The organism is Streptomyces sp. NPDC053560 (genome assembly GCF_044544605.1).
Classification (GTDB): Bacteria; Actinomycetota; Actinomycetes; order Streptomycetales; family Streptomycetaceae; genus Streptomyces.
This window is the reverse complement of sequence record NZ_JBITXI010000001.1, coordinates 591,316-613,412: the sequence shown is the minus strand read 5'-3', so window position 1 is coordinate 613,412 and position 22,097 is coordinate 591,316. Positions and strand designations below refer to the sequence as shown.

The 22,097-nt window shown below is 72.6% G+C and carries 20 protein-coding genes and 2 pseudogenes; 7 read left to right on the top strand and 15 right to left on the bottom strand.

From position 1 onward, the window contains the following. Positions 1–363: 363 nt before the first annotated feature. Positions 364–588 (bottom strand): cold shock domain-containing protein, encoded by a 225-nt coding sequence (locus ACIGQF_RS02515; protein WP_399704420.1) that lies wholly within the window; start codon positions 586–588, stop codon positions 364–366. Between the two features lie 540 nt (positions 589–1,128). Next, positions 1,129–1,301 (bottom strand): annotated as a pseudogene (locus ACIGQF_RS02510) (VOC family protein); the annotation flags it as partial. Here ACIGQF_RS02510 and ACIGQF_RS02505 point away from each other — a divergent pair. Beyond that, positions 1,279–1,520: pseudogene (locus ACIGQF_RS02505) on the top strand (MFS transporter); the annotation flags it as partial. The pseudogenes ACIGQF_RS02510 and ACIGQF_RS02505 sit on opposite strands and share 23 nt — an antisense overlap. A gap of 42 nt (positions 1,521–1,562) precedes the next feature. Here the strand turns inward: ACIGQF_RS02505 and ACIGQF_RS02500 are convergent. Then, on the bottom strand, positions 1,563–2,537 hold the full coding sequence (locus ACIGQF_RS02500; protein ID WP_399704417.1) for a TetR/AcrR family transcriptional regulator C-terminal domain-containing protein: 975 nt from the start codon (positions 2,535–2,537) through the stop codon (positions 1,563–1,565). A gap of 189 nt (positions 2,538–2,726) precedes the next feature. On the opposite strand from ACIGQF_RS02500, the gene ACIGQF_RS02495 reads away from it, so the two are divergent. Next, on the top strand, positions 2,727–3,935 hold the full coding sequence (locus ACIGQF_RS02495; protein ID WP_399704415.1) for an FAD-dependent oxidoreductase: 1,209 nt from the start codon (positions 2,727–2,729) through the stop codon (positions 3,933–3,935). Between the two features lie 15 nt (positions 3,936–3,950). Here ACIGQF_RS02495 and mftE read toward each other — a convergent pair whose 3' ends face one another. From mftE to mftA, 12 genes are all read right to left on the bottom strand, one after another. Beyond that, positions 3,951–4,721: a mycofactocin biosynthesis peptidyl-dipeptidase MftE gene (mftE, locus tag ACIGQF_RS02490; RefSeq protein ID WP_399704412.1), complete on the bottom strand. Its 771-nt coding sequence runs from the start codon at positions 4,719–4,721 to the stop codon at positions 3,951–3,953. Further along, positions 4,718–6,193 (bottom strand): mycofactocin biosynthesis glycosyltransferase MftF, encoded by a 1,476-nt coding sequence (gene mftF, locus ACIGQF_RS02485; RefSeq protein ID WP_399704410.1) that lies wholly within the window; start codon positions 6,191–6,193, stop codon positions 4,718–4,720. Before mftF ends, mftE begins: the two co-directional genes overlap by 4 nt. Then, complete coding sequence (locus ACIGQF_RS02480; protein WP_399704408.1) at positions 6,190–6,990, bottom strand: mycofactocin-coupled SDR family oxidoreductase; 801 nt, start codon at positions 6,988–6,990, stop codon at positions 6,190–6,192. The genes mftF and ACIGQF_RS02480 overlap by 4 nt, the downstream gene beginning before the upstream one ends. Beyond that, on the bottom strand, positions 6,987–7,928 hold the full coding sequence (locus ACIGQF_RS02475; RefSeq protein WP_399704405.1) for a mycofactocin-associated electron transfer flavoprotein beta subunit: 942 nt from the start codon (positions 7,926–7,928) through the stop codon (positions 6,987–6,989). Before ACIGQF_RS02475 ends, ACIGQF_RS02480 begins: the two co-directional genes overlap by 4 nt. A 6-nt stretch (positions 7,929–7,934) precedes the next feature. Next, positions 7,935–8,246: a ferredoxin family protein gene (locus ACIGQF_RS02470; RefSeq protein ID WP_399704403.1), complete on the bottom strand. Its 312-nt coding sequence runs from the start codon at positions 8,244–8,246 to the stop codon at positions 7,935–7,937. Continuing rightward, the gene (locus ACIGQF_RS02465) at positions 8,243–9,586 is read right to left on the bottom strand and encodes an FAD-dependent oxidoreductase (protein WP_399704401.1); all 1,344 of its coding nucleotides are present in this window, start codon (positions 9,584–9,586) and stop codon (positions 8,243–8,245) included. The genes ACIGQF_RS02470 and ACIGQF_RS02465 overlap by 4 nt, the downstream gene beginning before the upstream one ends. Next, entirely contained in the window at positions 9,579–10,553 is a 975-nt protein-coding gene (locus ACIGQF_RS02460) for a mycofactocin-associated electron transfer flavoprotein alpha subunit (protein ID WP_399704398.1), read from the bottom strand. The genes ACIGQF_RS02465 and ACIGQF_RS02460 overlap by 8 nt, the downstream gene beginning before the upstream one ends. Beyond that, the gene (locus tag ACIGQF_RS02455; protein WP_399704395.1) at positions 10,550–12,526 is read right to left on the bottom strand and encodes a mycofactocin system FadH/OYE family oxidoreductase 2; all 1,977 of its coding nucleotides are present in this window, start codon (positions 12,524–12,526) and stop codon (positions 10,550–10,552) included. The genes ACIGQF_RS02460 and ACIGQF_RS02455 overlap by 4 nt, the downstream gene beginning before the upstream one ends. After that, positions 12,523–14,580 carry a mycofactocin system FadH/OYE family oxidoreductase 1 gene (locus tag ACIGQF_RS02450; protein ID WP_399704392.1) on the bottom strand — a complete coding sequence of 686 codons (2,058 nt, stop codon included), beginning with the start codon at positions 14,578–14,580 and terminating at the stop codon, positions 12,523–12,525. Before ACIGQF_RS02450 ends, ACIGQF_RS02455 begins: the two co-directional genes overlap by 4 nt. After that, the gene (gene mftC / locus ACIGQF_RS02445) at positions 14,577–15,830 is read right to left on the bottom strand and encodes a mycofactocin radical SAM maturase (protein ID WP_399704389.1); all 1,254 of its coding nucleotides are present in this window, start codon (positions 15,828–15,830) and stop codon (positions 14,577–14,579) included. Before mftC ends, ACIGQF_RS02450 begins: the two co-directional genes overlap by 4 nt. Beyond that, positions 15,827–16,066, bottom strand: a complete 240-nt coding sequence (gene mftB, locus ACIGQF_RS02440) for a mycofactocin biosynthesis chaperone MftB (protein WP_399704387.1) — start codon at positions 16,064–16,066, stop codon at positions 15,827–15,829. Before mftB ends, mftC begins: the two co-directional genes overlap by 4 nt. A gap of 91 nt (positions 16,067–16,157) precedes the next feature. After that, entirely contained in the window at positions 16,158–16,340 is a 183-nt protein-coding gene (gene mftA, locus ACIGQF_RS02435; RefSeq protein WP_399704384.1) for a mycofactocin precursor MftA, read from the bottom strand. A 172-nt stretch (positions 16,341–16,512) separates the two neighbouring features. Here mftA and ACIGQF_RS02430 point away from each other — a divergent pair, with 172 nt between their 5' ends. From ACIGQF_RS02430 to ACIGQF_RS02410, 5 genes are all read left to right on the top strand, one after another. Further along, positions 16,513–17,361, top strand: a complete 849-nt coding sequence (locus tag ACIGQF_RS02430) for a mycofactocin-coupled SDR family oxidoreductase (RefSeq protein WP_399704381.1) — start codon at positions 16,513–16,515, stop codon at positions 17,359–17,361. Positions 17,362–17,537: 176 nt separating this feature from the next. Then, positions 17,538–19,013: an AMP-binding protein gene (locus ACIGQF_RS02425; RefSeq protein ID WP_399704378.1), complete on the top strand. Its 1,476-nt coding sequence runs from the start codon at positions 17,538–17,540 to the stop codon at positions 19,011–19,013. Further along, complete coding sequence (locus tag ACIGQF_RS02420) at positions 19,010–20,248, top strand: type III PLP-dependent enzyme (RefSeq protein ID WP_399704376.1); 1,239 nt, start codon at positions 19,010–19,012, stop codon at positions 20,246–20,248. The genes ACIGQF_RS02425 and ACIGQF_RS02420 overlap by 4 nt, the downstream gene beginning before the upstream one ends. Then, positions 20,245–20,730: a cobalamin B12-binding domain-containing protein gene (locus ACIGQF_RS02415; RefSeq protein ID WP_399704374.1), complete on the top strand. Its 486-nt coding sequence runs from the start codon at positions 20,245–20,247 to the stop codon at positions 20,728–20,730. The genes ACIGQF_RS02420 and ACIGQF_RS02415 overlap by 4 nt, the downstream gene beginning before the upstream one ends. Further along, positions 20,727–22,043: a methylaspartate mutase gene (locus tag ACIGQF_RS02410; protein ID WP_399704371.1), complete on the top strand. Its 1,317-nt coding sequence runs from the start codon at positions 20,727–20,729 to the stop codon at positions 22,041–22,043. Before ACIGQF_RS02415 ends, ACIGQF_RS02410 begins: the two co-directional genes overlap by 4 nt. The last annotated feature ends 54 nt before the right edge of the window (positions 22,044–22,097 follow it).

Here is a 22,097-nt window from a genome sequence, read left to right as displayed (position 1 = left end):
CCACGGCGCGCTCGCCGAAGAGAGAGCTGCCGACTTCGGGAAATGCCCTGCGAAGATCCCGGGGACGACCAGGGCCAGAGCGGCGATAATAAGTGAGTCCGGGTGGGGCCTGTCCGGCTGGCGCCTGCTGCAGCGCTCCTACCCCTGCCCGCCCCGGGCCGCGCACCTCAGCCCCGACGCGCCCCGCGCGGTCCTGCGGTGGGGCAGCCAGCCGGCCTGCGGTCGTGGCGTACGGCGGCTATTGGGGCATCGATCTGGTCATCCCGCACCGCCGCGAACGCGGCCGGACCGAACTGCCTGAAGGAAGGACACGACGCCTCTCGGCACCGCCCGACTGCACAACCTTGCCACCGCCGTGGGCTGTCACCCGCCTCCGATCTGACGGCGAACGCCGCGCGCGACCGGCCTTCCCTGCTCTTCTTCGCGGATGTACGTGACGCGTTCTCCGACCTGCAGCGGAGCAGCGCCCTCCGGGAACATCTCGGCGTAGTGGGCCACGACGCAGGCTCCATCTTCGTCCGCTCGAATGAGGGAGTCCTGTCGTCCTTCGTCGATGGCCTGGACGGTTCCTGAGCGTCGAATCTCCATCTGAACTCCTTGTTGTGTAGGCACTGTGCGCAAAAAGGGTCCTCGGACCAGTCGTGCGCCTAATTTCAGCTGTAACCGCTATCTGTCGAGGTAATCCGGCGCATTCAGAACAACAAGGAGCACTAAAAGCCCACCAGCGCGCAAGAACGGCAGGGAAGGCTTCCACGCGCCCAGTGCCATGGAAGTGAGAATCTCCCTTTGATAACTCGTGTGAGTGAATTGCTGGCATGAATGGGAGGCGGCGGTCCGCTGCCGTACTGCACCGGCTCACGGCAAGCGGCGCGCTCACGATTCCCGAGGTGGCCGGTGAGTGCCTGGAGCCGATACGTTCCGCGGCCGCTGGCCCTTTAGACGCCGTTTCCTTTGGCGCCGGTGTTGGCTTATGGAGCGTCTGCCGGCGTTCGTCCCAAGCAGGGAGGGCAAGCTCCCCGCCTGGTGACGGCTCAGGTAATCGCAGGGCGCCGGCCGCGAGCACAACGGGCACGAGCAGCGATGGAGAGGCCGCACCCCGGGCCGGGGTGCGGCGCTCGGCGTATGTGCTTACGAGGTCCAGCCGCCGTAAGGCACGGTGATCAGTCCATGGCCTGGCTCGCCGGATCCGTGAAGTACACCGCCCGGCCGCCGTCGTTGTGGTTGATCGCGCTGGGCTGCTGCCGGTGCGGGCCGGCATAGTGCTCGATGCCGCGCTCCACGGCCATCTCGGCGGCGGTGAACGCGGAGGCGTTCCCTGCTCGGGTGCGCGCCGCGGGGTTGGGTTCCCCTACTCGGTCACCGTCGCCCTCTTCGGCGGCACGGCCCCCTGCATCGGCACCCTGTTCGCGGACTTGGAGCAGGCCGGCCTTTTCCCCGTGCATGTGGCCGTGCTGTGCCTGGTCTCCTCCGCCGTTTACCTCCGGCTGCCGGAGGCCGCCCACCGGCCGCTGGAGCGGTGAGGGTGGGGGCACCGGCCGCCGGGTGGCTTCTTCGAGGGCCGGTCAGGGCTTGCTCTCCAGGAGCGCCGCGATTCCGTCGAGGTAGCGTTGCAGGCCGAACTCGAAGAGGTGGTCGAGGTCGAGGTCGTAGCCGGCTGTGGCCAGGCGGTCCAGGGTCGGGAAGCGGCCGGTGGCCAGGATTGCCTGGAGGGCCGGTTCCTGCGTGTCCATCCACTCCTCGTCGTTCAGGCCGCTGACCGCCTCTGCCTCCGCCTCCATCTCGACGTGGACGGCGGTGCCGCGAATGTGGTTGAACAGCGCGAGGTGGGTGGTGAAGGCCGTGGAGAGATCGAGGCCCTCGTCCTCCAGGGTGGCGAGCACCCACTCCGTGAACGGCATGGGGCCGGCGACCGGCTGCGGCCGTGTCACCGACAGGGCGGGCGCGAGCCACGGGTGGCGGCGGAACATGTCCCACAGCATGTGAGCGGCGAGCGAGAGCCGCTCCCGCCAGTCCTCCGGCGGGGTGGCGGGGAACTGCCACTGCGCGAACGTCGCGTCCATCATCTGGATGAGCAGGTCGTCCTTGTCGGTGACGTGGCGGTACAGCGACATGGTCGCGCCGCCGAGTTCGGTGGCGACGCGGCGCATGGAGACCGCGGACAGTCCTTCCGCGTCGGCGACCCGCACGGCAGCGGCGACGATCCTTTCGAGGGTGAACGCCTGCTCGGTGGTCTGCGCGCGGGGGGTGGACGGGGGCGGGGAGGCGGGCGGGTGCGGGCGCACCGCGGGAGGCCGGCCGGGGCTTGCCCGGCGGCCCACGGCTTCGACCACCGTGCCGACGCCCGGCACCGCGCGGACCAGGCCTTCGGTGCGCAATTCGGTGAGGACTTTGGTCGCGGTCGCCATGGCGACGCCCCACTGCCGGGTGATCTCGCGGGTCGAGGGCACACGGTCGCCCGGGCCCAGCTCGCCCGCCGTGATGCGCTGCCGGAGTTCGTCGACGATCTGGCCGTAGCGCGGCGTGTTCTGTGGGCTCACGCTGTCCCCTCCGTACTAGTGCACCTGAACGTCATCACCGTAACGGCCACGCTGGGACGATGTCTCCCCGCGGCGCCGACTTGCCCCCTGCCATCGAGGTGAGCACTAGTGCACCAGGACGGTAAAGGGCTTCTCTAGCTTGGCTTTTGCTGCTTGCAGGTAGTGCGCGTACGTCGTACATTCGGTGTCATGGACAACACCGATGTACTTGTTTCCGGTGCTGGTATCGCCGGGTCCGCGCTGGCGTACTGGCTACGCAAGGCCGGGTTCTCCGTCACTGTCGTCGAGCGTGCACCCGCCCCCCGGCCGGGCGGCCAGACCGTGGATCTGCGGGGCGCCGGCCGGGACGTGATGACGCGGATGGGGCTCTTGGAGCAGGCCCGGGCGCTCAGCGTCGATCAGCGCGGACTGGCCTACGTGAACTCCGCCGGCCGGACCACCGCCCGGATGCCGGCGGACAGCTTCGGCGGCGAGGGGATCGTCTCCGAGATCGAGATTCTCCGTGGTGACCTGGGCCGGCTGCTGTACGAGGCGACCCTGCCGGACACGGAGTACCTGTTCGATGACACGGTCACCGGACTGCACCAGGACGCCTCCGGAGTCACCGTCACCTTCGAGAAGGCCGAGTCGCGGCGATTCGGACTCGTCGTCGGCGCGGACGGACTGCATTCCGTGGTGCGTGCGCTGGCCTTCGGCCCGGAGTCGCAGTATGTGCACCCGCTGGACCTCTACACCGCATGGTTCACCGTCACCGATGAGCTGGCCCTCGACGGCTGGTACCAGATGCACAACGCCCCCGGTGGCCTCGTCGCTTCGGCCCGGCCCGGGCGTCTCCCCGGCGAGATCAAGGCGGGGCTGAGCTTCCGGGCGAAGCAGCTCTCCTACGACCGCCGCGACGCCTCGGAGCAGCAGGACCTGATTGCCCGACGCTTCGCCCACGCGGGCTGGGAGGTGCCTCGCCTGCTGCGCGCGATGCGTGCCGCGCCCGACTTCTTCTTCGACTCCATGGGGCAGGTACGCCTCGACCAGTGGTCCAGGGGCCGGGTGGCGCTGCTGGGTGATGCCGGGTACTGCCCGTCGCCGCTCACCGGCCTGGGGACCAGCCTGGCCCTGGTCGGCGCGTATGTGCTGGCCGGCGAGCTCGGCGCCGCCGACGGTGACCACAGCGCCGCCTTCGGGAACTACGACCGGGTCATGCGCCCCTACGTCAGCAGGGCACAGCAGTTGCCGCCCGGCGGAGCCTCGGGATACGCGCCCGCCAGCGCGCTGGCCATCCGGCTGCGGGACGCCTCGGTGCGTTCGATGAACCGCTGGCCGATGCGGAAGCTGCTCGCCGCGCAGTTCGCCAAGGCAGGCGACGTCGCGCTGCCCGACTACGGCCGCGCAGCCGTGCTGTAGTGCGCAGGACATGGTTCACCTCACCGCCCGGGGCTGTGGTGTGCGGGCGGGTGTGCCGGGTCCGGCCCAGGCGTGCACGGCGGACCGCAGGGACTGCGCCCAGACGTCGAGAAGGCGGTGGCCGTCCGAGGCCGAGGCACGGGTGGGGTCGCCGAGGACGCCGTTGGGGGTCACGGCGCGCAGCCCCGAGCTGCGGAGGGTGGGCATGAGGTCGCGGAGGGGACGGGTGCAGCCGGGTTCGGCGCGGTCGCCGCGCACGGCCTCGGGGCGCAGGGCGAGCACGGCGGAGGTCTCCTGGTGGCCGGCGTGGCTGTCGGCCGGGTCGCCGGTGGGGAGCCAGGACAGTACGTTGCGGCCCTCGGTACGCAGTTGTTCCGTGGCACGCCGCACGGGTTCGGCGTTGCCGCCGTGGGCGCAGACCAGGACGACGCCCGCGAAGTCGTCGGCGGATCGCACGAGTTCCACGAGGAGGACCTCCATCGCGGCCTGGCCGATGGACAGGGTGCCGGGGAAGCCGGCGTGTTCGCCGCTGGAGCCGTAGGGCACGGGCGGAGCCAGTACCACGGCGGGGCGGGACACGGCGAGACGCTCGCAGAGAGCGACGGCGATGTCGGTGTCGACCGTGAAGGGGAGATGCGGTCCGTGCTGTTCGGTCGCGCCGAGCGGAACGGCGAGCAGGCTGTGCGCGGCGACGGCGGCGATGTCGGGCCATGGGGCGGAGTCGAGGCGCAGCGCCGGTGGGGCGGGGTGTGCGCGGTCTTCCGCGGCAGGCGTCGGAGAACTCATGTGGTGGTTCCGCCCTGGTCGTTGAGGATGCCGTTCCGGCCAGGCCAGTCGGCCAGGTCGGGCAGGAGAGGGGCGAGGGTGCGGGCGCGCAGGGCGCCCCGCCAGACGCCCGCGCCGTACGCGAAGTCGTCCATGGCGCGAGCGGCGACCCAGTGCGGCAGGCCCACCGGTGGACGGGTGCGCAGCCAGTCCGCCACATGCCGGCCGTACGCCGCCGCCAGCAGCAGCCGCCCTGTCCTGCCGGTGGCCAGCAAAGGGAGGGCCACCGGCCACCAGGTACGGGTCGCCGCGTCCGCCAGCGCCCGGCCCGCGCCCCAGTGCCCCATGGACGCCAGCCGCAGCGCCTCGGCGGCCGGGACGCCGGTCGCGCGCAGTTTGCCCGGCAGGAGTGCGGTGGTCGAGCCCGCGACGAGCAGCGCGGGCAGCGGGCGGCCGGCGGCGAGTGCCGCCCAGGCCAGCGCGCTCCAGACCGACACTCTTACGGGGGCCACGGCCCGCCCGTGGCGGAGGGCCAGTGGCGCGGCGGACGTGCCGTAGTCGAAGCGCTGCCGGGCCCAGTCGCGCCAGCGGGCGCGCGGGGTGTGCCGGACCGTGGCGGTGGGCTCGTAGCGGACCTGGCCGGCGGCCGCCAGCCGCCAGACTAGGTCGACGTCCTCGCCGAACCGCATGCGTTCGTCGAATCCGCCCAGCGCGCGGAGCGCGGAGGTGCGCACGATCAGGGCGGCGGACGGTACGTAGGCGACGCGGCTGCCGGGGCGGACCGGGGCCGCTGCCGTGCCGAGGTCGAGCGACGAGCGAGCCGTTTCGTACCGCTGGAGGGCGGTGCGGCCGGGGGCGCTGCGCACGCGGGGGGCCACGGCGAGCACGTCCGGGTCCTCGAAGTGCCGCAGCAGCGGCCCGAGCCAGTCCGGGTCCGGCGCCACGTCCGCGTCGAGGAAGGCGACGAGGGAAGTGGCGGCCGTGGTCCAGCCGGTGTTGCGGGCGGCGGCGGGGCCCCTGGAGTGCGCATGGCGGACGGTGGCTTCCGGCAGGGGGAGCCGCGAGCCGTCGTCGACGACGACGGTGGCCGCCAGCCCGTCGAGATGGGGGAGCAGCCGGCGGACCGCCGCGGCGTGATCGCGGACCGGTACGACGGCGGTGACATCCCGGCCGGTGAACGGCCCCGCGGCGTACTGAGGGTGAGCGAAGCCCGCGCGGACGAGGCGGGCGGCGAGGCGACGGTGGCGGGGTGAGGCGGAGACCGGCGCGCCGGCCAGCCAGCCCGCGACCAGCCGGGCGCCCTCGCGCGAGAGCCGCAGCACGCGGTACGGCGAGCCGCCGAGCAGGGCCCGGCCGCCGGCGAGGAAGCGGCTCGCGGGGTCCGGGACCAGCCGGAGCGCGGGCCGTTGGGAGGGACCGGTGCGGTCCGCCGCCTTCTGTGGTGCCGGCCCGTCTGCCGCACCGTGCCGGTCTCGCGAGGCGTCGGACGTCATGCGGTGAATCCCCCATCGGCGTGCAGGACGGTGCCGGTGACCGCGGAGGACCGTTCGTCGCAGAGCCAGCAGACGGCGGCGGCCACCTCCTCGGGCGTCAGCAGGCGGTCCGTGAGGTGGTACCGGGTGAACTCCTCGGGGCCCGGGAGGCCGTAGAGGTCCGCGCTCGCGTCGAGCATCGGGGTGCGGGTCGAACCGGGGGACACAGCGGTGGCGTTGACCCCGGTGCCGCGGAGGTCCGTGGCGAGGCCGCGGACGAGGCCCACGACGGCGGCCTTGGCCGCGTTGTAGGCCGCGAGGTGCCACAGGCCGCGGTGGGCGGCGGCCGAGGCCAGGGCGACGAACCGGCCGGCCCGGGGCGCGGGCCTGGCCAGCAGTGCGGGGACCGCGGCGCGGGCCAGGTTGGTGACGCCGCGTACGCCGGTCTCGAACAGGGCGTCCCAGTCCTCGTCGCTCGTCTCCCACAGGGGCCTGCCGCCGACCATGACGGCGGCGGCCGCGACGGCCGCGTCCAGGCCGCCGAACGCGTCGCGGGCCAGTTCGACCGCCCCTTGCAGGGACGCGAGGTCGCGTACGTCGCCGATGACGGGACGTACGGTGCCGGGCCAGGCGTCGGCGAGGGCGAAGAGCTCGCTCTCGCTGCCGAGCGGGTAGGCCGCCCCGGGTTCGTCGGCGCAGCGGTCCAGGGCGACGACGCGCCAGCCCTCGGCCGCCAGCTGGTGGACCACGGCGGCGCCGATGCCACGGGCGGCGCCGGTCACCAGGGCGACTCTCGGGGCGGGGCCGGTGCCGGTCATGAGGTCTCCGCCACGTAGCCGTGGGCGCGGAGTTCGGCGAGCAGTGCGTCGGCGGCCGCGGCCGGGGTCTCGGGCGCGACGATCCGGGCCGTGGTGGGCCGGGCACCGGTGCCGGTCAGGATGCGCAGCCGTTCCCGCGGGTCGGCCGCCGTGGGCGGGGGGAGCGGCCGGGGGCGGGGCCGATAAGGGTGTACGGGGCCGGCCTGCACGCGGTGGTCGGGGCCGCCCGGCACGTTCACCGCGGGGACGGCGGCGGTGCGGGAGGCGAGCAGGGCGGGCAGCGCGGCGCGGCGCAGCCGTACCTCCCCCGGTTCGACCGAGCAGACCGCGGGCAGCGGGATGGTGAGCCGCTCGCGGACGCCGTGGGAGGTCCGGCGGACCGCCGTCAGCGCGGGTACCCCGGCCGGCACTCCGGCCGTGCCCTGTACGGCCGTCAGTTCGCTGAGGCCGAGGGCCTGTGCGGCGAGCAGGCGCGCCGCCAGAAAGGCCGGTACGGAGTCCGCGCCGTGTTCCGGCGAGCGGTCGCCGAACAGGACGAGGCCCGGCGTACCGTCCGTTCCGGCCGCCATGGGAAGACCGGTCACGGGAAGACCGGGCAGGGCGCGGAACGCGGCATGCAGTCCGCGCGCGATTCCCGCCGGGTCCTCGGGGCTCGCGCCGGAATCGCCTTCGACGCGCAGGACGGCGTCCGCGCCCGCGGCGAGTGCCTCCCGCAGCACGGGCTCGGCCGTGGGCGGGCCCACGCAGACCGCGAGGCAGTGCCCGCCGAGCGCCTCGGACACCCGCAGGGCCTGCTCCAGCGCACCCAGGTCGGCGGGGCTCGCACCGGCCGTGAGGTGCTCGGTGTGTCCACGACCGGACGGCTGGTCGGCCAGTGCCTCTGGTGCGGGCGCGAGAACCGCCACGATCAGCGGACGGGGGTGTGGTGCCACGGTCATCGGCCTTCACCCCCGCCGGAACGCGACGCCATGGCCGCCGTCCGGATACGTCCAGGTCAGCGCACCCTCAGTGGGACACACCTGGAAGCAGGTGCCGCACTCGAAGCACTGCTCGTAATTGAACAGGAGCCCGCCGTCGGACGTCGGCACGAAGAGGTCGGCCGGGCAGGAGTGCACACAGGCGCGGGTGGGGCACGACCGGCAGGCATCGGTGTCGAGGGTGATGTGCGGGCGCTGCGCGACCCGGAACTCCACCGTGGACATCCGGTCGGCGAAGGACGCTCCGCCGTACGACGGGAGCGGCTGGTCGGTGCTCATCCGAAGGACCTCAATGCGGTGAATGCGTCGGACAGGGCATGGTGCAGGGCGACGCCGTGCCGCCGGGCCGTACGGCGCAGGATGCGGCGCAGACCGGGCTTGGGGGACGCGTTGTCGACCTGGTACAGGCTCTGGAGGACATCGCAGGCGAGGCCCGGGTAGGCCTGCTGCACCCGGTCGGAGAGGACCAGGCCCGGAACCCTGCGCAGTTTGCGGTGGTCGGCCAGTACGAAGGAGTCCGCCAGCATGTGCCGGTAGCCCGCCAGGCCGCGGCGTGAGGTGTCGCCGGCGGCGACGGCGGCCGCCGCGGCGCGGCCCGCGTACATGCCGGCGCCGAGCGCGTAGTTGACGCCCTCCAGCCAGATCCCCGCCGCCAGGCACATATGGGCGGCGTCCCCGGCGACGAGGATGCCGTCGCCGGCGAGTTCGGGCATGGTGTCGTAACCGCCCTCGGGGAGCAGATGGGCGGCGTACTCCTTCACCTCGGCCCCGCGCACCAGAGGTGCGACGGCCGGATGTGTCTTCAGCTCGGCGAGTATCCGATCGGGGCGGACGCCGGAGCGGGCCAGGCCGGGCAGGCCGAGGACCACGCCGACGGAGACGGTGTCGAGGTTGGTGTAGAGGAAACCGCCGCCCGGGATGCCGCGTGTGCATCCCAGAATCTCGATGTCCATGCCGTCACGTCCGGTGAGCTGGAACCGCTCCTCGATGACCTCGCGGGGCAGCGCGAGGGTCTCCTTCACGCCGAGGGCCAGGTGCGCACCGCCCTTCTCCGGCACCCGGTGGAGCCCGGCCTCCCTGGCGAGGAAGGAGTTCACGCCGTCGCAGGCGATCACCACCCGGGCCGTCAGATCCCCGTCCGGGCGGTCGGTCCGTACGCCGGTGACTTCGCCGCGAGGACCGCGCAGCAGACCGGTGACCACGGTGGACGGCACCAGCACGGCGCCCGCCTCCTCCGCGAGCGAGGCGAGCCAGGAGTCCAGCGCCGCCCGGTGGACGGTGGCACCGTTGTACGGCGGGCGGCCCCAGTCCTCGGTGCGCAGATCGACGGTGAGTGCCTGATGGCCCGTCATGAGCATGGTCGAACGGCGGGTCACCCATCGCTCGACGGGCAGTTGCTCCCACCATCCGGGCACCAGCTCGTCCAGCACCCTGCCGTAGACCACACCGCCGTAGACGTTCTTCGCGCCGGGGTACGGGCCGCGCTCCACCAGCGCCACGGAGCGGCCGGCGCGGGCCGCCTCCAGCGCGGCGGCGCTGCCGGCGGGGCCCGCGCCCACGATGACGACGTCGAAGTCCGGGGCGGTGGCGGTGCGTGCGCCGTGCGTCGATTCACTCATGACCGGCGGCTCCCAGCCGGGTGTGCAGTTCGGCGAGTACGGCGGGCGCGTCCGCGACGATGCCCAGATCGGCCATGGCCGTCATAGGACAGTGCGGGTCGGTGTTGACGCTGATGACCAGGCGCGGTGTGCCGAGGCCGCCGGTGTGCTGGCCGGCACCGGACACTCCGAAGGCGATGTAGACGTCCGGGTCGACGGCCACGCCCGTGGTGCCGATCTGCCGCTCGTGCTCCAGCCAGCCGGCGTCGGTGACGACGCGGGTCGCACCGACGGAGGCGTCCAGCGCCCCGGCCACCTGCCGCAGCAGCGCGATGGCGTCGGGGCTGCCGAGGCCGCCGCCGGCGCCGAGGATGCGCGGGGCGTCGGCGAGGTCGTCCCCCGTGGGGCCGGGACGCAGAACGTCGACGACCCGGGGGTCGGGGATGTCCGAAGGCCAGCCGGGGGCGAGTTCGGTGGGTACGAGCGGGGTGGGGCGTTCGCCGGCCGACGCGGCTGCGAGGGCCGGGTCCACGCCGCGCACGCCTGCCACCAGTGTGGTCACGAAGGCTCCTCGGGCCGTCAGCCGGGCCTGCGCCCTTCCCTCCTGCCGGGAGACCAGCGCACCGTCCGGCAGCACCTCGACCGCACCCGCGAGCAGCGGCCGGTCGAGGGCGTGGGCGAGCCGGGGTGCCAGCTCGCGGCCGTCGGCCGAAGCGGACAGGAGCAGGGCGTGCACTCCCCTCAGCAAGGGGGCGAGAGCGGTGGCCGTCGTGCCCGGCCCCGGGCGGAGCCCGCCGGGGAATTCAGCTGTCCACGCCTGCCCGGCCGATGCCAGCCCGGACAGGGCCGCCCGGGTGCCGTCGCCGACGAGCAGCACCGCACCGCCCGCCTCGGCCACGACCTCCTCCGCGCCGGGTGGCACCGCACCGTCGCGTACCTGCACCACGGCGAGCGACGGGCGCACGAGGCCCTGATGAGCGACGGTCACAGCGCGGCCCCCGCCCGGTGGCCCTCGATGACCGCGGCGTGCGCGCGACGGGGTGTCAGGCAGTCGCCGGCCCGCTCCACGGGGAACGGCGCGCCCTTCAGGGCGTGCCACAACTCGTCCTCGGGCGCTTGATGGACGGCGCAGACGACCCAGTCCCAGCGTTCTTGCACCGTCTCTCCTGTGGTGTGGGTGAGGACGTCGAGCAGTACCCCGTCGCCGCCCTCCGGCTCGGGGGCCGCGGACAGCACGACTCGGTCGGTGGCCAGGCCGATGCCCTTGGCGTGCGCCCGCACGGTGAAGGTCTCCAGGTCCAGGGTGCTGCCGAGGTCCTGCCCGACGACCATGCCGGGGGTGCAGACGCGGACCCGGCAGCCGCGGTCGGCGAGCAGTTCGGCGACGGAGGTGGCCTGGTGGAAGCCGAGTTCGTCGACGACGAGGACCTCACCGGACGGTTCCGCGCGGCCTTCGAGGACATCCCGCACGTCCACCACTCGCGGCAGCGCCCCGGCCCAGTGCGGACGCTGCGGGCGTGCGCCGCAGGCGAGCACCACGGCGTCGGGCGCCTCGGCGCGCAGCTGCTCCGCTTCGGCCTCGGTTCCGGTACGGATCTCCACGCCGAGGCGGCGGCATTCGGCCAGCAGATTGCGCACGACGTCCAGGAACTCCGCGCGATGGGGCGCGCCGGCCGCGACGGCCACCTGGCCGCCGGTGGCCGCGCCTCGCTCGTACAGCGTGACCCGGAGGCCGCGGCGCGCCGCGGTGGCCGCGGCCTGCAGCCCGGCCGGCCCGCCGCCGACGACGAGGAGGCGGCGGGGGCGGCGCGGGGAGGGCAGCGCCGTGGAACGTGGTGACGTCTCGGCCTCGCGCCCCGCATGCGGATTCTCGACGCAGCCCAGCCAGCGGTTCTGACCCATCCGGCCCACGCACTCCTGATTGCAGGACATGCACGTACGGATGTGGGCGGCGTGTCCGCTGCGGGCCTTGGCCAGCAGCTCGGGGTCGGCGATCTGGCCGCGCACCATGCCGACCAGGTCGCAGTGGCCCTCGGCCAGTGCGCGTTCGGCCTGTACCGGGTCCTTGATACGGCCGACACCGACCACCGGGAGGCGCACGGCGCGCCGGATGGCGTTGGGAATGAACAGCCCGTACCCGGGCGGCACCGCCATCGACGCCTCGATCATGTACAGCGTCGATGTCGCCACGCCGATCGAGGTGTTGAGGTAGTCGACGGCGCCGGTGGCTTCCACGAGCCGGGCGGTCTCGACGCCCTCGTCGAGGGTGATGCCGCCCTCGATCAGCTCGTCGCCGCACAGCCGCACGCCGAGGGCCCGGCCGGGGCCGATGGCCTCCCGTACCGCGTCGATGATCCGCAGGAGCAGCCGGGCGCGGCGCTCCAGGGTGCCGCCGTAGCCGTCGGTGCGCCGGTTCGTGGCGGGGGAGAGGAAGCTGCGCACGATAGAGGAGTGCGAGCACTGCAACTCCACTCCGTCGAAGCCGCCCTCGGCGCAGTGCTGCGCGACGGTGGCGTACCCGGCGACGATCTCGTCGATCTCGGCGGGCGTCACCGCCTTCGGGACTTCGCGGAAGAGCGGATCGGGCACGGCCGAGGGCGCCCACACCGGAAGCCTGGAGTACATGCCGGAGGCCTGGCCCCCGTTGTGGTTCAGCTGCGCAAGGACCGGCACACCGTGGGCGTGCACGGCTTCGGTGATGCGCCGGTAGCCCGGCACCACCTCGGGACGGAATCCGTGGATGAGCTTCTCGTACGGCCAGTCGCCGGGGTGCGTCGAGTGTTCCTCGGTGATGACCAGCCCGGTGCCGCCGGCGGCGCGTGCCGCGTAGTAGGCCGCGTGCTGTGCGCTCGGCAGACCGTCCTCGGCATAGTTGGTCAAGTGGGCCGAGAAAACTGCTCTGTTGGCGACCTCCAGGGGACCGATGCGCAGCGGTGAGAAGAGATGCCGGTACTGGGTCATCGCGCGGCTCCGGCCATGGGCGGGTGCGCGGGGACGCGCCCGGAGGCGCCGCCGTACGGCGTTGCGTCGGCCGTCGCCAGCGCAAGGGCCGCACGCCGCCCTTCCAGCATCGCTTCGTACACCGTGCGCGGCGCGACGCAGTCGCCCGCCCGTGGCGCGCCCGGCAGGGTCTCGTCGGGGAGCCGGTGGCCGCAGTGCACGACCGCGGTGCAGGGCACCTCGCTCCGCTCGCCCGTCAGCACGTGTTCGATGAGTGCCGTTCCGGGCGTCACCCGCCGCAGCACCGATCGCTTGTGCACGGTCGTACCGGCCTGCTGCAGCCGGCGGTTGGCATCCGCGAGGTCCCCGGTGAGCGACAGCTGGGTCCCGGCGACCTGATCCTGCGTCACCAGTGAGGTGGTACGGCCCAGGGCGGCCAGCGCCTCCGCGACGCCCACCCCGACGGGGTCCCCCACCGGGTCGTGGACCAGCACGGGGCCGTCGCCGAGCCGGTCCGCCGAGGCGGGCCAGCCGGCGAGCAGCTCCGCGGCGTCGACCACCATGCTGCCCGCCTCCGAGGTGTACGCGCGGGGGCCCGGCACGGAGCCCGTGGCGAGCAGGACGGCACGGCCGGACGTGCGGACCGCGGCCAGTTCCTCGGGGGTGACCTCAGTGCCGGTGCGGACCGTGACGCCCAGTCGGCGTACCTCCGCCTCCAGCCAGTCGGTCAGCCGCACGAGCCGGATGCGGGCACCGGTGGCCGCCGCGGTGCGCAGCGCACCGCCGAGGTCGGCGCGGCGCTCGGCCAGCTCGACCCGGTGGCCCCGGCCGGCCAGCACCCGGGCCGCCTCCAGTCCGGCGGGGCCGCCGCCGACCACCAGGACGTCCCGGGCCGTACTGTCGTGCCCTTCCGCCGCCAGGTCCTGTGTCTCATGACCGCTGCGCGGTTCCGCGACACAACTCACCACCGGGTTCCGGCTGTCCCGCACCTGGCACCGCTGATTGCACAGCACGCAGGGCCGGATACGGGCCCCGTTGCCCGCCCGCCACAGGGCGACCAGCCGCGGTTCCGCGATCTGTGCGCGTGTCATCTCGACCAGGCAGGCGGCACCCGAGTCCAGTGCCTGCTGCGCCTGGGCCGGGTCGACGACGGATCCCTGGAGGACGACGCGGGCCGCGCCGGCGACCGCCTCCCTGACGGTGCGTGCGAGAGCCGTGCCGAAGCCGGGGCCGGTGTGCAGATCGGGCCGGTAGGCAGCGGTGTTCATGGCCGAGCCGCGTACCACGGTGAGGTAGTCGAGGTGCGGGGCGAGCGCGGCAGCGATCCCTGCCGCGTGGTCCGGGGTGATGCCGGCCCAGGGCGCCAGCTCGTCGCACGAGAGCCGGAGCCCCAGGATGTGGTCGGTGCCGATCTCGGCGCGCACGGCGGTGACGACCTCGCGCAGGAGGAGGGTGCGGTCGGTGCCGTAGCGGTCCTCGCGGTGGTTGGTGAGTCCGGAGAGGAACTGGCGCAGCAGGCTGTACGGCCCGGCGTCCAGCTCCACACCGTCCAGGTCCGCCGCCACGGCCCGGCCGGCCGAGCCGGCGAACGCCGCGCGGAGCTGCCGTATCTCCGGCTGCTCCAGCTCCATCGGCAGCTCGCGCGAGGCGACGTCGGGCACCCGGGACGGCGCCCACAGCGCGGACTGGGAGTAGGCGGACGAGCCCTGGGAGCCGGCATGGCCCAGGCCCGCCACGACCAGCGCGCCGTGTGCGTGACAGGCGGCGGCCGTCGCGGCCCAGCCCGGCGCGCAGTCACCGGCCAGCGGGGCGCGCTCGTACGGCCAGTCCGACGCGTGCACGCTCGCCGTCTCGGTCACGATCAGCCCGGCACCGCCCGCGGCCCGCCGCTCGTAGTACGCGACATGGCGTTCGGAGACGGCCCGTCGCCGCGCCAGGTTGGTCTCGTGCGGTCCGAAGACGACCCGGCTGGGCGCGGTCCGCCCGGCCAGCCGCACGGGATCGGTCAGACCGGCCGGCCGCCCCGCCGCGCCCGGATGCGCGGACACGGGCGGCTCGGCCGCGGGTCCGGTCATCCCGCGCCGCCCGTCTCCGGAGCGGTACGGCCCGCCAGCGGGCTGGTGTCGCAGGCCCGGCCCATCGGTGGCACAGGAGCGGCGCCGCCCCGCGCGTGGAAACCGTCCGGAATACGACCGATGCTCACCGGGACCGCACCGCCGGCGCGCCGGCGCGGCCCGGTCCGGTGCGAATGGTCGGCCGTGGGGCGGGGAGCCGCCCCCGCGGCGACGCCGGCCAGCGCGCGCTCGCCGTGCCCCTGTACGCACTCGGGGTCGGGGCCGTCCAGCGGCAGCCCGGTGAAGAACTTCGCGGCCATGCACCCGCCCCGGCAGGCGTCGAAGGCCGCGCAGGACGTACAGGCGCCGGCGCTCTGCGGGCTGCGCAGCTCGGCGAAGAGTTCCGAGTCCCGCCACACCCCGGCGAAGCCGCCCGGAGCACGTACGTTGCCCGCGAGGAACTGCTCGTGGATGGCGAAGGGGCAGGCGTAGACGTCACCGACGGGGTCGATCAGGCAGACCACCCGGCCCGCGCCGCACAGGTTCAGGCCCGGCAGCGGCGTCGAGCCGAGCGCGTTGAGGTGGAAGAAGGAGTCGCCGGTAAGGACGTTCTCGCCGTGGGCGACCAGCCAGTGGTAGAGCGCGCGCTGCTGCTGTGCGGTCGGGTGCAGCTCGTCCCACACGTCCGCGCCGCGCCCGGAGGGCCGCAGCCGGGTCAGGCGCAGCTGTGCGCCGTACTCCTCGGCGAGGGCGGCGAACTCGTCCAGCTGGCCGATGTTCTGCCGGGTCATCACGACGCTCAGCTTGACGTCGCGTATGCCCGCCGCCGCGAGCCTGCGCAGCGCGGTGACCGCGGTGTCGTACGAACCCGGCCCGCGCACCGCGTCGTTGACCTCCGCGGTCGCCCCGTCGAGGGAGATCTGTACGTCGACGTAGTCGCTCGCCGCCAGCCGGCGGGCGCGGTCCTCGGTGATCCGAACACCGTTGGTGGAGAACTTCACGCCGACCTGGTGCGCGGTGGCGTAGTCGACCAGCTCCCAGAAGTCCGGCCGTACGGTCGGCTCGCCGCCGCCGATGTTCACGTAGAAGACCTGCATGCGCTGCAACTCGTCGATGACGGCCTTGCATTCGGCCGTGGTCAGCTCGCGCGGATCGCGGCGCCCCGACGAGGACAGGCAGTGCACGCAGGAGAGGTTGCAGGCGTACGTCAGCTCCCAGGTCAGGCAGATCGGGGCCGCCAGACCCTGCTGGAATCGGTCCACGAGCGTCATGCCGCGACACTCCCGCGGGGTTCGATCGTGCCCGCGTCACTGAGCGCGGCGAGCGCCGTCAGAAGGGGCCGGTGCCGCTCGGCGGGCACCGCTGCCGCGTCGAGGGCCGCGTGCACATCGGGGTGGTGTTCCAGCGAGCGGACCACCTCGACCAGTTCGAGGCTCTTGAGGAAGCTCAGTCGGCGGGTGGTGAAGTCGTAGGCCAGCGCCCCGAAGGGTTCGGGACGCAGCGCCACGCTGGGGGCACACCTGTACGGCAGGCCAGGACGGAACACGGGGACACCTCGATGCGGCCGGGAGCGGGTTCGACAGAGGTCGGGTGCGGGCTCAGTAGACGCCGCACATGCCGTCGATGGAGACCTCCTCGACGAGCAGTTCTTCCTCGATGAGCGACGCTTCCCCGCCGGCCGGCTCCTGGCCGGCGCCCAGGGGCCGGCCGCCCTGCTCCTGGCCCCGCGCGGCACGCGCTTCCGTGGGGAATCCGTCCGTCGCGGCTTCGGTCTCGGACACGGGCGACTCCTTCCCTTCGACGTGGTGTGCGCCGATCGTCGCAGAGGAGCAGGCAAAGACCAGCCCCTAAACATTTAGGGGTGGGCGGAGCGCTCGCCGCGCCCTTTCCGGCGCTAGAAAAGTTATGGGGCAGTGCGCTCCGACCGTGTGCGAACTCATTCCAGGAGGGCCGATGGGCCGGGTTTCAGGAAAAGTGGCCGTCATTACGGGAGCGGCTCGCGGGCAGGGCCGCAGTCATGCCGTCCGGCTCGCCGAGGAAGGCGCCGACATCATCGCCATCGACCTCTGCGAGGACATATCCGTCGTCGAGTATCCGATGGCGGACGGTGCCGAACTCGCGGAGACCGCGGCGCTGGTGGAGAAGGCCGGCCGGCGGGCCGTGACCAAGGTCGCGGACGTCCGCGACCGGGACGCGCTGCGCGCCGCCATCGACGAGGGCGTCGCGGAACTGGGCCGGCTGGACATCGTGGTGCCCAACGCGGGCATCCTGCCCATCGGGGCCGAGCGGCCCATCGAGGCGTTCACGGCGACGGCCGACATCAACCTCGGTGGCGTACTGAACACCGTGCACGCCGCGATCCCGCACCTCAGCGAGGGTGGCTCGATCATCGTCATCGGCTCGATGACCGGCCTCCAGCCCGGCCACGCCGACGTGTCGCCCGCGGGCCCCGGCTTCGCCGGATACCGCTTCGCCAAGCACACCCTGGTCGAGTACGTGAACACGCTCTCGCAGCTGCTGGCTCCGGCCGGCACCCGGGTGAACGCCGTGCATCCGACGAATGTCGACACGCACATGCTCCTCAACGACGCGGTGTACCGCACCTTCAGGCCCGATCTGGAGAGCCCTTCGCGCGAGGATGTCGACCCGGTGTTCACGGGAATTCAGTCGATGAGGATTCCGTTCGTGAACGCCTCCGACGTATCGCACGCGGTCGTCTATTTGGCCTCCGACGAGTCCCGTTATGTGACGGGACTGCATCTGAAGGTCGATGCGGGAGCGACCGTGAAACAGGGCTTGTAGGCGTTACCCGTAGGGGCAGTTAGGGGTGTGGGCCGCCGGTCCTGGCTCCTTACCGTGACAGCAGTCCCAATCGGTCCTGATTCACACATCACGGCAGGAGAACGGCCTTGGGAAGCCTTGAGTATGCGATACCCGGAGATCCCGGGAAACCTTCCGGCGGCGAACTCGTCCACGGTTTGCTGGACGAGACGGCGGCCACCGCACCGGACGCCCCGGCCATTCGCGACGAGGCGGGCGAGTGGACGTACCGGCAGCTCGACGCCCACAGCCACGCCTTCGCGGCCTGGCTGGAGAAGCAGGGCATCGGGCGCGGTGACCGCATCGTCGTCAGGCTTCCGACCACCCGCGAGCTGGCGGCCATGTTCTACGGCGCGGCCCGGCGCGGAGCGGCCTTCGTCCCGCTCAACCCCGCCATGCGGCCCTACCACCTGAGTTCCGTACTCGGCAGTGCCGAACCCGCTCTCGTCATCGGCGGTGCGCCGGACGCGGCGGGTCTGCGGTCCCTCACCACCGCCCCCGTGCACGACATGGCGGAGGTCTGGGAGGAGGTCGGCGTGCTCGCGGAACGCGGCGAGCGCGCCACGTCCGTAGCGGTGCGGCCGGACGACATCGCGACCCTCATCTTCACCTCCGGCAGCACCGCCGCGCCCAAGGCGGTGGTGTGTCCGCACGCCCAGGTCGCCTTCGCCAGCCGGATGCTGGTCCGGGCCCTCGGCTACCGCTCCGACGACGTGGTCTTCTGCCGCTTCCCGATGTCCTGGGACTACGGCCTCTACAAGGTCCTGATGACCTGCATCAGCGGCTGCGAGATCGTCCTCGCGGACGGCGAGTCCGACCTTCTGATGCTGCGGCGCATGCGGGAGACCGGGGCGACCGTGGTGCCCCTGGTGCCCTCACTCGCCACCATGCTGGTGACGCTCTGCCGACGCGAGCAGCAGCCCGTGCCCCCGGTGCGGATGTTCACCAACACCGGCGCCGCGCTCCCCGGGCCCACCATCGATGCCCTGCGGGAGCACTTCCCGGGCGCGCGGGTGGTCCGTCAGTACGGCCAGACCGAGGCGAAGCGGATCACCGTCATGCCTCCGGAGGAGGACCGGGAGCGCCCCGGGGCCGTCGGGCTGCCACTGCCCGGCACGGAGGTGCTGATCCTGGACGACGAGGGACGGCCGGTGCCGCCCGGTACGGTCGGCGAGATCGTGGCGGCCGGCCCGCACGTCATGGCCGGCTACTGGCGCAATCCCGAGGTGACCGCGCGTACCTTCCGACCCGACGGGGCCACCGGCCGGAACCGGCTGCACACCGGCGACTACGGGCATCTCGACGAGGACGGCTACCTCTACTTCCAGGGCCGCCGCGACGACATGTTCAAACGGAAGGGCTTCCGGATGTCCACCGTCGAGATCGAGGCGGCGGCCATGGACATCCCCGGCGTGCAGGCAGCGGCGGTGCTCCCGCCCGGCGAACGCCACGACCTCGCGCTGTTCGTGCAGAGCGACCTGGGGGCGCGCGAGGTGCTCAAGGAGCTCGCGCAGCGCCTGGAGCCCGCGAAGGTCCCGTCCGTCTGCAAGGTCCTCACCGACTTCCCGCTCACCGCGCACGGCAAGAACGCCCGCGACGCACTCGCAAAGCTGCTTGAGGAGAATGCCAAGTGACGGCGCACACCCCTCTGCTGGAGAAGCTCGCGGCGGAGTACGGAACGCCGTTGTACGTCTACGACCTGGAGCGCGTGGACGCCGCCCGCCGGGACCTCTTCGGCGCGCTGCCCGACGGCTTCGAGGTGTTCTACGCCTTCAAGGCCAACCCGCACGTGGAGCTCGTACGGGCGCTGCGCACCGGCGAAGGCCCGGCGTGCAAGGCCGAGATCAGCTCGGCCGGCGAGCTGGCCGCCGCGCTCGAAGCGGGTTACCCGGGGACCGACATCCTCTACACCGGCCCCGGCAAGACCCGCGACGAGCTGGCCGGCGCGCTGGCCGGCGGAGTGCGGCTCTTCTCCGCCGAATCCCTCTCGGACCTCACGCACATCGGAGCGGCGGCACGGGCGCACGGCGTGCATGCCGAGGCCCTGCTGCGCATCAACAGCGCCACGGCCGGCGCCGGTACCAGCATCCGGATGACCGGGAAGCCCACCCAGTTCGGCATCGACAGCGAGACCGTCGCGGGCATCGCCGCACAGCTGAGGGAGGTGCCGGGGGTCTCCGTCGCGGGCCTGCATCTGTTCTCGCAGAGCAACGCGCGCGATGAGCAGTCACTGATCGCGGAGCTGCTGCACAGCATCGACGTGGCCGCCGCGATGCAGGAGGACCTGGGCGTACGCCTGCGCATCCTGGACATCGGCGGTGGCTTCGCCGCCCCGTACGCGCAGGCCGGTGGCCGGGACCGGTACCCCGGACTCCGCGCGGCGCTGGAGGAGAAGCTGGACGCGGCCTTCCCGGGCTGGCGGCAGGGCGAGCCCCGGCTCGCGGTGGAGTCCGGACGCTATCTGGTCGGCGACAGCGGCACGCTGCTGGCCGGAGTCAGCAACGTGAAGGTCAGCCGTGGCCGCAAGTTCGTCATCCTCGACGCGGGCATCAACACCTTCGGCGGCATGTCGGGGCTCGGCAGGCTGCTGCCGGTCTCCGTGGCCGTCGACACCGAGGACAACGGGCGGGCCGTCGAGAAGGCCAGCCTCGTCGGCCCGCTGTGCACGCCCGGCGACATCCTGGGCCGCGAGATCGAGGTGCCCGAGGCCGCCGAAGGGGACGTGCTGACGATCCCCAACACCGGTGCGTACGGGCCCACGGCCAGCCTGCTGATGTTCCTCGGCCGGCCCGCGCCGACGGAGGCGGTGGTCCGCGGCGACGAGATCGTGCACGTCTCCCGTATCGAGCACATACGGACGCCGGTATGAAGCCGGTGCCCACCCGCCCCCCGGCGGGCTCCGTCGCGGTGGCCCGTCAGGCAAAGGGAACCGTCGTCGTCACCACGGGTGCCTCCGACTCCCACACCTGGAATCTGGTCCTCCTGCAACTGCTCATCGAGGAACTCGGATACGACGTGGTGAATCTCGGACCGTGCGTACCGGACGACGTGCTGGTCTCCCGATGCGCCGAGATCCGTCCCGACCTGATCGTCTTCAGCAGTGTGAACGGCCACGGCTGCCAGGACGGATTGCGTGCCATCAAACTCCTGCGGGAAGCAGCGGAAACCGCCCGCACCCCCGCCGTCATCGGGGGAAAACTCGGCACCACCGGAAGCGAAGGCTCGTCGTACGCACAGGAACTGGCCGCCGCCGGATTCGACGCGGTATTCGAGGACGGAGCCGACCCCTATACGGCTTTCCCCGCCCTGCTGGACGGAATTTTCGCCGCTGAATTGCGGGAACTGGCATGACCGGTGCTGACCTGGAACTGGAACAGCAGTATCCGGTCGACTTCGGGGAATTCGTCCGCAAGGCCGGCGGCTACGGTCGGCTCGTCGTACAGCCCCGGATGGGCTTCGGCGACCCGGCGAGGATGCGCCAAGGACTGCTCGCCACCAAGGCGGCGGACGCGACGACGGTGGGGACCGTCACCCTCGACAGTTACACCCGCGTCGGTGAACTGCGTGCCGTGGAGGCGGCGCTGCGTGCCGGCCGCGACCTCAACGGCTACCCGGTGGTCAGCCACCCTACGGCCACGACCGGCGCGGTCCTGTCCGGCGTGCGCGACAGCGGCTTCCCGGTCCAGGTCCGGCACGGCTCGGCGGCGCCCGCCGACATCTTCCGGGCGCTGGTGCGGCTGCGGCTGAACGCGTCCGAAGGCGGCCCCGTCTCGTACTGCCTGCCCTACGGCCGTACCCCGCTCGCCGAGTCGGTGCACAACTGGAAGGTCTGCTGCGAGCTGTTCGCGCGGCTGCGCGACGTGGGCGCCGAGCCGCACCTGGAGACCTTCGGCGGCTGCATGATGGGGCAGCTGTGCCCGCCGGGTCAGCTGGTGGCCATCAGCGTCCTCGAAGCGCTGTTCTTCGCCCAGCACGGCATCCACAGCCTGTCGCTCAGCTACGCGCAGCAGACCAACCGGGAGCAGGACAGGGAAGCGGTGGCCGCGCTGCGCAGACTGAGCGCCGAACTGCTGCCCACCGACAACTGGCATGTGGTCGTCTACGCGTACATGGGCGTCTTCCCCGAGTCCTACCGAGGCGCGCACCGGCTGCTCGGCCAGGCCGCTGAGCTGGCCGTCGTCACCGGCAGCGAGCGGCTGATCGTGAAGACGGTGTCCGAGGCGCGGCGCATCCCCACCATCGCCGAGAACGTCCACGCCCTGGAGTACGCCGCACGGAAGGCGGCCCGCACCCGCTACGAGCCCGGCCCGGACCTGGCGCGGGATTCCCGTACGTATCTGGAGGCGCGGGCCCTCGTCGAAGCCGTGCTCGGCCTCGACGACGATGTGGGCGAGGCGCTGATCGCCGCTTTCCGCCGCGGATATCTCGACGTGCCGTACTGCCTGCATCCGGACAACGCGGGCGCCACCCGCAGCTATATCGACGCCGAAGGAAAGCTGCAGTGGGCCGACACCGGGTCCTTGCCGCTCGGTGCCGAAGCGGAAAACTCCGGTGTTGCGCGGAAGGTCACCTCAGCGGGACTCCTGGCCGACCTATTCCATATGCGGCGCACGTACGACGAGCCGTCGAACGACGTGCGGGAATTGGTGGTAGGGGCCGATTAGGGGTGTGGGGCGGACACTATTCCGCCTTAGTGTCAGGCGCGGTTATTTCTCATA

Excerpts from the sequence above, each read along its gene's own strand:
- ACIGQF_RS02515 (WP_399704420.1), bottom strand. The coding sequence starts at position 588 with ATGGAGATTCGACGCTCAGGAACCGTCCAGGCCATCGACGAAGGACGA.
- ACIGQF_RS02495 (WP_399704415.1), top strand. The coding sequence starts at position 2,727 with ATGGACAACACCGATGTACTTGTTTCCGGTGCTGGTATCGCCGGGTCC.
- mftE (WP_399704412.1), bottom strand. The coding sequence starts at position 4,721 with ATGAGTTCTCCGACGCCTGCCGCGGAAGACCGCGCACACCCCGCCCCA.
- mftF (WP_399704410.1), bottom strand. The coding sequence starts at position 6,193 with ATGACGTCCGACGCCTCGCGAGACCGGCACGGTGCGGCAGACGGGCCG.
- ACIGQF_RS02480 (WP_399704408.1), bottom strand. The coding sequence starts at position 6,990 with ATGACCGGCACCGGCCCCGCCCCGAGAGTCGCCCTGGTGACCGGCGCC.
- ACIGQF_RS02475 (WP_399704405.1), bottom strand. The coding sequence starts at position 7,928 with ATGACCGTGGCACCACACCCCCGTCCGCTGATCGTGGCGGTTCTCGCG.
- ACIGQF_RS02470 (WP_399704403.1), bottom strand. The coding sequence starts at position 8,246 with ATGAGCACCGACCAGCCGCTCCCGTCGTACGGCGGAGCGTCCTTCGCC.
- ACIGQF_RS02465 (WP_399704401.1), bottom strand. The coding sequence starts at position 9,586 with ATGAGTGAATCGACGCACGGCGCACGCACCGCCACCGCCCCGGACTTC.
- ACIGQF_RS02455 (WP_399704395.1), bottom strand. The coding sequence starts at position 12,526 with ATGACCCAGTACCGGCATCTCTTCTCACCGCTGCGCATCGGTCCCCTG.
- ACIGQF_RS02450 (WP_399704392.1), bottom strand. The coding sequence starts at position 14,580 with ATGACCGGACCCGCGGCCGAGCCGCCCGTGTCCGCGCATCCGGGCGCG.
- mftC (WP_399704389.1), bottom strand. The coding sequence starts at position 15,830 with ATGACGCTCGTGGACCGATTCCAGCAGGGTCTGGCGGCCCCGATCTGC.
- ACIGQF_RS02430 (WP_399704381.1), top strand. The coding sequence starts at position 16,513 with ATGGGCCGGGTTTCAGGAAAAGTGGCCGTCATTACGGGAGCGGCTCGC.
- ACIGQF_RS02415 (WP_399704374.1), top strand. The coding sequence starts at position 20,245 with ATGAAGCCGGTGCCCACCCGCCCCCCGGCGGGCTCCGTCGCGGTGGCC.
- ACIGQF_RS02410 (WP_399704371.1), top strand. The coding sequence starts at position 20,727 with ATGACCGGTGCTGACCTGGAACTGGAACAGCAGTATCCGGTCGACTTC.